11 protein-coding genes are annotated in these 9664 nt (G+C 45.5%); 1 reads left to right on the plus strand and 10 read right to left on the minus strand.

Going from position 1 to position 9664, the window contains the following annotated elements:
- Window positions 1-180: 180 nt before the first annotated feature.
- Entirely contained in the window at window positions 181-1497 is a 1317-nt protein-coding gene (locus CAG68_RS15650) for an outer membrane protein transport protein (RefSeq protein ID WP_086046949.1), read from the plus strand.
- A 74-nt stretch (window positions 1498-1571) separates the two neighbouring features.
- Here the strand turns inward: CAG68_RS15650 and CAG68_RS15655 are convergent, their stop codons facing one another.
- The 10 genes from CAG68_RS15655 to ccmA form a co-directional block, all read right to left on the minus strand.
- Window positions 1572-2303, minus strand: coding sequence for an MlaA family lipoprotein (locus tag CAG68_RS15655; protein ID WP_161441343.1), 732 nt, complete (start codon window positions 2301-2303; stop codon window positions 1572-1574).
- Between the two features lie 216 nt (window positions 2304-2519).
- Window positions 2520-3734, minus strand: coding sequence for a c-type cytochrome biogenesis protein CcmI (ccmI, locus tag CAG68_RS15660; protein ID WP_017820807.1), 1215 nt, complete (start codon window positions 3732-3734; stop codon window positions 2520-2522).
- The gene (locus CAG68_RS15665) at window positions 3734-4219 is read right to left on the minus strand and encodes a cytochrome c-type biogenesis protein (RefSeq protein WP_005380519.1); all 486 of its coding nucleotides are present in this window, start codon (window positions 4217-4219) and stop codon (window positions 3734-3736) included. The genes ccmI and CAG68_RS15665 overlap by 1 nt, the downstream gene beginning before the upstream one ends.
- Window positions 4216-4770, minus strand: a complete 555-nt coding sequence (locus tag CAG68_RS15670; RefSeq protein WP_005380518.1) for a DsbE family thiol:disulfide interchange protein — start codon at window positions 4768-4770, stop codon at window positions 4216-4218. Before CAG68_RS15670 ends, CAG68_RS15665 begins: the two co-directional genes overlap by 4 nt.
- A 1-nt stretch (window position 4771) precedes the next feature.
- Complete coding sequence (locus CAG68_RS15675; protein ID WP_021034009.1) at window positions 4772-6748, minus strand: heme lyase CcmF/NrfE family subunit; 1977 nt, start codon at window positions 6746-6748, stop codon at window positions 4772-4774.
- The gene (ccmE, locus tag CAG68_RS15680; protein WP_005380516.1) at window positions 6745-7230 is read right to left on the minus strand and encodes a cytochrome c maturation protein CcmE; all 486 of its coding nucleotides are present in this window, start codon (window positions 7228-7230) and stop codon (window positions 6745-6747) included. The genes CAG68_RS15675 and ccmE overlap by 4 nt, the downstream gene beginning before the upstream one ends.
- Window positions 7227-7433 carry a heme exporter protein CcmD gene (ccmD, locus tag CAG68_RS15685; protein WP_005380515.1) on the minus strand — a complete coding sequence of 69 codons (207 nt, stop codon included), beginning with the start codon at window positions 7431-7433 and terminating at the stop codon, window positions 7227-7229. The genes ccmE and ccmD overlap by 4 nt, the downstream gene beginning before the upstream one ends.
- Window positions 7434-7444: 11 nt before the next feature.
- Complete coding sequence (locus tag CAG68_RS15690; RefSeq protein ID WP_005380513.1) at window positions 7445-8188, minus strand: heme ABC transporter permease; 744 nt, start codon at window positions 8186-8188, stop codon at window positions 7445-7447.
- Window positions 8189-8297: 109 nt separating this feature from the next.
- Window positions 8298-8966 (minus strand): heme exporter protein CcmB, encoded by a 669-nt coding sequence (gene ccmB / locus CAG68_RS15695; protein ID WP_005380512.1) that lies wholly within the window; start codon window positions 8964-8966, stop codon window positions 8298-8300.
- A 1-nt stretch (window position 8967) separates the two neighbouring features.
- On the minus strand, window positions 8968-9585 hold the full coding sequence (gene ccmA / locus CAG68_RS15700; RefSeq protein WP_005380511.1) for a cytochrome c biogenesis heme-transporting ATPase CcmA: 618 nt from the start codon (window positions 9583-9585) through the stop codon (window positions 8968-8970).
- Window positions 9586-9664: the final 79 nt, after the last annotated feature.

Raw genomic sequence — 9664 nt, forward strand, 5'->3', positions numbered from 1 at the left:
GCACAGCTGTTCGCTGAATTCCGTTTACAAGCCTTTCACAGTTAGATAATTAAACCACCCAATCAACACTTGAGAGCATAATACTCCAAATAACTACTTATGCTGGATTTTCATTTCTAAAGTAAAAACTCTACCTTTAAACTTTCGTCCCACGTTATAAACAAATCAGCGAACATTCGAATGAAAACCAACAAGACTCTTCTATCAACAGCAGTGGCATTAAGCCTACTTGGCACAACGGGCATGGCTAACGCAGCAGGTTTCCAACTTGCTGAATATTCTGCAACAGGCCTAGGTCGAGCATATGCTGGTGAAGCAGCAATGGCTGACAACGCAAGTGCACAATGGCGTAACCCAGCAATGCTAACTTATTTGGAAGGCACTCAAGTGTCCGTTGGTGCAATCTATGTGAACCCAAATATTGATATTGAAGGTGATGTAAACTTCCACGGTAGCACTTCTTCTGCATCTTCAGATGACTTCGCACATGATGCAATCATTCCAAACTTCTACCTATCACACCAATATAATGAGAAATTCGCAATTGGTTTGGCATTTGGCACCAACTACGGCATGGAAACCGATTTAGGTAAAGGCTTTGGTGCCTCGCACTTCGGTAACGAAGCAAGCGTAACGACAATGGAAGCGAACTTGAACGCAGCTTACAAAGTCAATGAATCAATCAGCGTTGGTGGTGGTATCCGTTACATCATCGGCGAAGGCAGCTTTGGCGCAGCAGCTCCTAAGAATAACGTTGTAGGGTTAAACCCTGAAACTAATCAACCAATCAGTGTTCCTCAAGGTACCGCTCTAAAATACATGGAAGGTGACGATACCGCTTGGGGCTGGCAAGTTGGTACAGCATGGCAGATCAATGAAAATAACCGTATCGGCTTCGCGTACAAATCTGAAGTTGAACTGAAGCTTGAAGGCCATGCTGAAGGTCTTGGTTTTGGCTTCGGTACTTCTGAACGCGACAACGGCTACATGTATCTAAACCTGCCTGCAACGGCTGAGTTGGCAAGCTTCCACCAAGTAACAGACCAATTTGCGTTACACGCAAGCGTTAACTGGACGGATTGGAGCTCTTTCGAGAAACTGGAAGCACGTCTAAATACTGCTGGCACGCATATGGTTAAAGTAGAAAACTGGGAAGACAACTATCGCTTTGCTGTTGGTGCTACTTACCAGCTTGATCCTAAGCTAGCGCTACGCACTGGTATTGCATACGATACTTCAGCGGTAAGCGACAAAAACCGCACGATTACTATTCCAGAAACTGACCGTACTTGGCTAAGTATTGGCGCAACGTACGATTGGACGAAAGACTTCAGCCTAGACGCTGGCTTCACCTATATTTTTGCGAAAGACGCACCAATCGTTGAGTCTCGTGGTTACAAGTCAGACGACACTGCAGAACAAGTCGGCGGCCAATTTGTAGGCGAAACTACGGGTAATGTTTGGCTAATCGGTGTTCAAGCAAACTACCGTTTCTAACCAAGCGGCAAAATACAAAAAAGGCTTAGCATCAGCTAAGCCTTTTTTCATTTCTCTATTGTGAAGAACAACGCTTAAAAGTCTTCTAGATATTCGTCTAAATACTCTTCTTCTTCGATGTTAACTTCTTCTACCGTTTCAACTTCTGCTTTAAAGTTTTGACGCTGGATATAAACATCACGAGTAAGAACATATGGATCCGGCGATGAGTCTAGCTGCGCTTCTTGCGGCACTAATAAAGCACGCTTCTCCATTCCTTCAAACGCCCACTTACCCAAACTCGCCCAGAAGTTGAGATAAGAGAGGGGTAAATACGTACTATCTACGGTATCTGTCACTTCACGTAAGGTATACGGACCATAACCCGGAACCATGAAGTAAGGACCATTTCCAACACCATAGTGGCCTACTGCATCACTGAACGCTTTCTCGTCGTACTTCGTAATACCCGCGGCACTTGCAATATCGAATAAACCGAAAATACCGAACGTCGAGTTAATCCAAAAACGGTTAAAGTGGTCCACGGCTTTCGTACCATTACCCATGATTAAGTTATTAACCATGCTTGCTGGCTCATCTAAGTTCGATAAGAAGTTAGCGATACCAGAACGAATAGGAACTGGCGTGTATTCTACATACGCAAGTGATACAGGACGAACCAAATACGGATCTAAATATTCGTAGTTGAGTTCAGAAGTCGTTTGATTTGTTTCTTGTCCTGTTACTGCTTCATCAGGCGCACTTGAACAGCCAACCAGTCCAACGGCTAACAGCAACAAGAAGGTAGATTTACCCTTGTTATACATTTTATTTTCCATAACGACTATTAATGTACCTAAGTCACCCCGATTAACCATTGTACGTATGTTGAGCAGGATACATAGTAAAGATGACTCAGATATGGGAATAAATAAAGGCCAGCAATCGCTGGCCTTCGGTATTCTACTCGATCGTTTAGAGTCATACCACTAAAGGCAACTGACTCTACCTCGTTGTCATGTTTCAGAGACAGATGTTAACAATTAATACTGCTGATCAATGGTCACTTCTACTGGTGCGCCAAATTCAACGACGTCACTTTCTCCGTGCCAATCTTGATCACGCGTTGCTACGTTACCGTCAGAATCTACACGCACACGGACGATTAGCTTATCGAGTGAAGATAACTTTTGCCCTTGCATCATGGCATTGCCATCATCTAATACGACTGTGCGAGGGAAAGTACCTAGCGGATAACGAGCAGCAGCCACAGGCATTGGGGAGCCATCTGAACGATGTACTGACACAATCAGAACTGCGTTTGGATCCAACTGAGCATTTGGTGCCACATTAATTGTCACAGCTACACTCTTATCCGGTGAAACCGCTTCGCCCATTTGCTTACGAGCACTCTCAATACTTCGTGACAACATCTCGTATCGGCTATCTTCTGGACCAATCATTTGCTGCATGATTCCCCAGTACTTTATGGCTGCCGGGAAGTCTTGACGCTCAAACGCATCGAACGCTAACAAAGAAAACACACGCAGGTCGACATAGTCTTGCTGCATCAGCTTGCCGAGTAATGAGCGAGCCGTCGCTTGATCCATTTCCTCTTGAGACAGCATCAGAGCTTGTGCATAACCCAACATCACATCAGGATCTTTGGGCTCTAGGCGGTACGATTTTTCCATCGCATCGATAGCCGTGGTGACATCACGATTTGCTAACGCAATACGACCTAGCAGTAACCAACCTGTCGAGTCTTCCGGCTGGTAATGTAAGCGAGTTCGAAGGGCAAGGGTCAAATCCGCCATTTCATCGTCACTCAGCGGCTCAGAAGAAGCCGACATCAGCTTTTTCGATAACTCAGGTAGATTTGCAGACACTTCTTGCCATTGAACAATATCGTCTGACGCGCCAAATTTATAATACAAACCATAGCTCAGCACCACCGTCAGAATTACCGATGGAACTAAAACCGCGATTGGAGAAACCTTGGTTTCTTTTTGCGCTTTATCACCAGGGATATCGTCAAGCAGTGATTGCTTTAGATCAGAAATCAGTTCGTCTTCACTTTCAACCAGACCTTCGTCAGTTTCTTCTGCAAGCTCAGATAGTCGGTCTTTATAAAATGCCTTGTTGAGCTCATCGCGTAACACATCATCATTGTTCGCTTTTTGTTTAAGCAGCGGCAAAGCCACCAGCGCACAAGCAATAAGCGTGAGAGCAACGGTGGAAATCCAAAATAGTGTCATTACTTCTTATCTCCGTTGTTCTCTTCTTCAAGCAATGCTTTTAAACGAGCTTCTTTTTGCTCATCCCATTGCTCGTCACTGCTCGCTTTTGCCTTAACTTTAGATTTACGGCTACGCAGTACAATCAAACCAAAACCACCCAGTACTACAGCGAGTGGCCCTAGCCACAAAATCGCAGTCGCGACCGTAAATGGTGGGTTGTAAGTCACGAAGTTACCGTAACGGGCGATCATGTAATCAACAATCTCATCTTTGGACTTACCTTCTTTGGTCATTTCGTACACCTTATGGCGTAAGTCCTGAGCAAGTTCAGCGTTAGAATCCGAGATCGTGTTGTTCTGACATTTAGGGCAACGGAGCGTATGGCTTAACTCTTTGAACTGCTGTTCTTGTTCCAAATTATCAAACTCGTACACTTCAATGGCCGCATGAGCAGCAAGAGATAATGTCATCGCAGCAAAAACGGCAAGAATTAGCTTTCTCATTGCTTCGCCTCCTCAACCAATTTGTTGTAAAGCGGCTCCAGTGTTTCTGACCAATTACGTGGGTTTACATCCCCTACATGGCGATAGCGAATCACACCATTTGCATCAATAATGAATGTTTCTGGAGCACCATAAACGCCAAGGTCAAGGCCAAGCATACCACTGCCATCAAATAGGCTGATCAAGTACGGGTTGCCGAGATCATTCAGCCAACCTATTGCTTTATTACGATCATCTTTGTAATTCATACCGATGATCTTAACGCCCTTACCCGCCAATTCGTTTAGGTATTTATGCTCTGCATAACACGTTGGGCACCACGTTGCCCAAACGTTCAAGAGCAACGGTTCACCTTTAAAAATTGATTGGTCGTACTGTTTTCCAGGCTCAGCCAGGTCTTCTAAATGAAACTCAGGAACTGGCTTGCCAACCAAAACCGACTCCAATTTAGTTGGATCATCGCCCTCTTGGTTACGCATTAACTGGGTTGCGAAAATGCCCGCTAGAATCATGAAAGCGACAAGCGGAATAAATAAGATTTTCTTATTCATGTTATGCCTCCTGCTCTTTTGACTTCGCATTTTTCTTCGGCGATTTACGGAAGCGGTAGCGTTTATCAGAAATCGCTAGTGCGCCGCCTAATGCCATAATCAAAGAGCCAGCCCAAATCCAACGAACGAACGGTTTATAGTAAATACGAACAGCCCAAGATCGGTTGTCGTCTAAACGTTCACCCATTGCAATGTATAGGTCGCGGCTAATACCGCGGTCAATGGCTGCTTCAGTCATCATAGACTTAGCCGTACGGTAGAAGCGCTTCTCTGCGTGAAGCGTATTCACGTATTTGCCATCGTGTGTGATCTCAAAGTCTGCGATGTAGCCATCGTAGTTTGGACCATCTTTATCACGCAAGCCTGAGAAGTAGAAATCATAGCCTTGAATTTGGAAGTGTTCGCCAGGTGCTAAACGTACATCACGCTCGATGCTGTAGTTCTGTACCATCGCAATACCGATAACAGATACCGCCAGACCAACATGACCCAACATCATTGCCCAGTGGCTACGTTGCAGCTTGCGAACACCTTCACTAAAGCTATGACGGTGCGTTGCGCGCTCGTACAGTTCAAAGCCATGCATCGCAATAATCCAAATCGCCATCACCCAACCAATGTAAGCCATGGTTGAGAAGAAATCGGCAAATAGGTACACGCATAGCGCGGCCAAGGCGAAAGCAAGAACACCTGAAACGAGCATTGGTTTCACAAGTTTAGATAAACTGTCTCGCTTCCAGCGAATAAGAGGACCAATACCAAGCAGAAAAGCAAATGGCATCATTAACCACGCAAATAGCATGTCAAAGAATGGCGCACCGATAGAGACCGACCCCAAACCAAGCTGCTTGTGTACGAGCGGCAACAGTGTCCCCACTAACACCACAACAAGAGCGGCGATAAGTAATACGTTGTTGGCTAAGAGCGCATTTTCACGTGAGACTAAGTCGAAGTTACCTCGTACACGCACTGCTGCCCCTTTTACGGCAAACAGCAATAAAGAGCCACCGATAACGAAAACGAGGAAGCCTAGAATAAACATACCGCGCGACGGGTCAGACGCGAACGCGTGCACCGATACTAAAATACCGGAACGGACTAAGAAGGTGCCCAACAAACTCAACGAAAATGCAGAGATTGCCAATAGTACCGTCCACGCTTTAAATGTGCCGCGTTTTTCTGTCACGGCAAGAGAGTGCATTAATGCGGTACCCGCTAACCAAGGCATGAATGATGCGTTTTCTACTGGGTCCCAGAACCACCAGCCACCCCAGCCAAGTTCGTAGTAAGCCCACCAAGAACCTAGTGCGATACCAAGTGTTAAAAATACCCATGCAGCGGTTGTCCAAGGACGAGACCAACGAGCCCAAGCCGTATCAAGGCGTCCGGTCATTAGGGATGCGATCGCAAAAGAGAACGCAACCGAGAAACCAACATAGCCCATGTAAAGCATTGGCGGGTGAACAATCAAACCAGGGTCTTGAAGCAGTGGGTTCAAGTCACGTCCGTCAACCGGGAAGAACGGTAACGTACGTAGGAATGGGTTCGACGTTAGGATGATAAACAGTAGGAAACCCACTGAGATCATGCCCATAACAGCAAGTACACGTGCAACCGACTCTTGCGGCATACCACGACTAAACGTCGCTACAGCGACAGTCCAAGCAGCTTGGATTAACACCCATAGCAACAGTGAACCTTCGTGTGCACCCCATACTGCGGTTAAACGGTAGTACCAAGGAAGCTGACTATTCGAGTTGCTCGCTACATACTGTAACGTGAAGTCGTTGGTATAAAATCCCCAACATAAAATGGCGAAAGAGAACAACAGCATCAGGAACATAGACCAAGATAGCGGTCGCGCTGTGTTCATGAGCATGGTGTTATTGTTCGATGCTCCCCACAATGGCAATACGCTCAACAGCACTGCCATTGCAAGCGAAAGAATGAGAGCAAAGTGACCGATTTCAGCAATCATTGGCCGCTTCCTTGTTTCTGTTCGGTGCTGTATTGAAGCGGTTCATGCGTTTTCTTCATCGCTTCTGCAATTTCTGGTGGCATGTATTCTTCATCGTGCTTCGCTAGGACCTCAAATGCCTCAACTGTCGTGGCATCTTTCAGTACACCTTGAGCAACAATGCCCTGCCCTTCACGGAACAAGTCAGGAAGAATACCGTCATAGGTAATCGTCACTTTCGGACCGACATCGTGCAGGTCAAAACTCACTTTCAAAGAATTAGGATCTCGACGAACTGAGCCCACAACCACCATTCCACCGATACGCAGACGCTGGCCTACTTCTGGCTTGGTGCCATCTGGCTTACCATTAACCAATTCCGTTGGAGTATAGAAAAGGTCCATATTTTGGTTAAGCGCATAAAGTATCAAACCAATGGTGGCACTAATACCGATAAAGATCGCTAGTACAATACCTAGCCTCTTTTTACGTCTCGGGTTCATAAGGTGTTCTCCATGTTCTTCGCTGCGTCGATACGAGCTTGACGGTCAATTTTTGCTTTCACTTCTTTCAATAATGCATCACCGCGGCGAAGGCTAGTGATCAGAAGAATCAGCATGGATAAGAAAGTAATACCGAACGCACTCCATACGTATGATGCGTAGCCACCCATGGCAAAAAAGTCGCTCAGAGATTCAAAATGCATAATCAGTTACCTCACTGAGTTTGTTCTGTTGCGAGTTTGCGCACCCAAGGGCGGTGACTTTCTTTACTGATGATTTCGTTACGGAAACGGACCATCGTCACGGCACCAAAGAAAAACGCAAAGCCAAAGATGTTCAGCAATAACGGCCAAAGCATGTCGGATGAAATAGAAGGTTGTTCAAATTTCGTGATCGTCGCCCCTTGATGAAGCGTGTTCCACCATTCCACGGAAAAGTGAATGATAGGTAGGTTTACTACGCCTACGATCGCTAAGATACCAGCGGCTTTTGCAGCGGTTTTTTGATCGTCAAACGCATGGTAGAGCGCAATCACACCAAGGTAGAGAAATAGCAGAATCAATTCAGATGTAAGACGGGCATCCCATACCCACCAAGTGCCCCACATAGGCTTGCCCCAAACAGCACCTGTAAGTAGAGCAATAAAAGTAAATACTGCACCAATCGGAGCCATCGCAAGTGCCGCCATATCAGATAGGCGAACTTGCCATACTAGGCCAATAAATGCAGCGATCGCCATCGACATATAAACGCCCATAGACCAAATAGCTGATGGGACATGAATGTAGATGATTCGGAAACTGTCACCTTGTTGGTAATCTGAAGGCGCAAATGCAAGCCCCCAAACCGTACCAACCGATAAGCATACGAGGGCCAATACAGAAAACCAAGGCAGAAACTTACCACTCAAACGATAAGCTGCTTCTGGCTTGGCATAAGGATGTAGCCATTTCCACATGTTTTGTTCTCACTCTTACTTCAGGGACACTGTCTAAAGGGTTGAGACCGTAGCAGTGCTTTAATAATAATTCTTTGATCAAGCGCCGCTTCATTGGCACTTTATTGAGTTAGTTAACACTAACTCGCAATGCGGCACTGATGGCAAAAGGCGTTAATGTCATCGCCCCCATTAGCATCGCACCTAAAATCGCTAGTTGACCGTTATACGCCATACCGAGTGCGGCAGCATCAATTGCCGATGTTGCGAAAATCAAAATTGGGATGTAGAGCGGAAGAATAAGCAAACTCAAAAGAACGCCACCCTTTTGCAACCCAACAGTCAACGCCACACCAATGGCGCCAATAAAACTTAGTGTTGGTGTACCGATCATCAAGGTTAATACAACCGATAGCCAAGTATTGAAGTCGAGCGAAAGTAAAACCGCCAATAATGGGCTAATTAAAATCAGAGGTAACCCTGTTAACAACCAATGTGCTATGACCTTTGAAACCACTACAAGTTGCAATGGAATCGGCATTAGCATCATTTGTTCTAGTGCACCGTCTTGAAAATCATCACGAAATAGACGCTCTAATGATAATAAGGCGGACAGCAATGCGGCAACCCAAACGATGCCCGCTGCAATACGTGCTAACAAATTAGGCTCTGGTCCAATACTCAGAGGAAAGAGAGTAATGACAATAATAAAGAACCACAGCGGGTTCAGAATGTCTGCCTGACGGCGAAATGCGATTAGGAGCTCACGACGAATGATGGTGGTCATCGAGGAAATCATATCAGTCACCCAGCTTTATTTTTCTAAGTTTCGGGCTGTCCGCAAACATATCTTGATGCGTCGTCAACACAACAATACCGCCATTATCAGCATGACTTGCGAACAAAGATTCAAGCACCTTGACACCTTGCTTATCAATGGCAGTCAACGGCTCATCTAAGATCCATAAAATTTGCTTACTGAGCCATAACCTTGCCAATGCGACTCGTCGTTGCTGACCTGCGGAAAGTTGTGCTACAGGCACATCTTCTCGACCAGCTAATCCTACTTGAGTCAAAGCGATAAAGATTTCTTCGTCTGAAGAGCGATTATTTTGAATAGATTGATAAAAACGTAAGTTTTCTAATGCGGTAAGCTCTCGTTTCACTCCTGTTTGATGTCCTAAGAAAAGCAGATCTTGATGGAAAACATCACGAGATTTTTCAACCTCTTCGCCTTTCCATTTAATGACACCTTCTTCTCTATCACCTAACCCTGTCACAATCCGTAGCAATGTAGTTTTACCAGTACCATTACGCCCTTCGATCTGGACCAATTCACCAGGCTTAATTTCAAACTGCAGGTTTTCAAACAGAACCCTTTCATCACGGATTGCTGTCAGGTTAGACACTTCTAACATAGAGCTTCAACTAAAAAATGAACGAGCCGCTATATTAGCACAGCTTAGTTATGACAAAACAGGATAAGAGGGCTAGGTT

Source organism: Vibrio sp. V42_P2S4T144 (assembly GCF_009904715.1).
GTDB classification, from domain to species: Bacteria; Pseudomonadota; Gammaproteobacteria; order Enterobacterales; family Vibrionaceae; genus Vibrio; species Vibrio alginolyticus.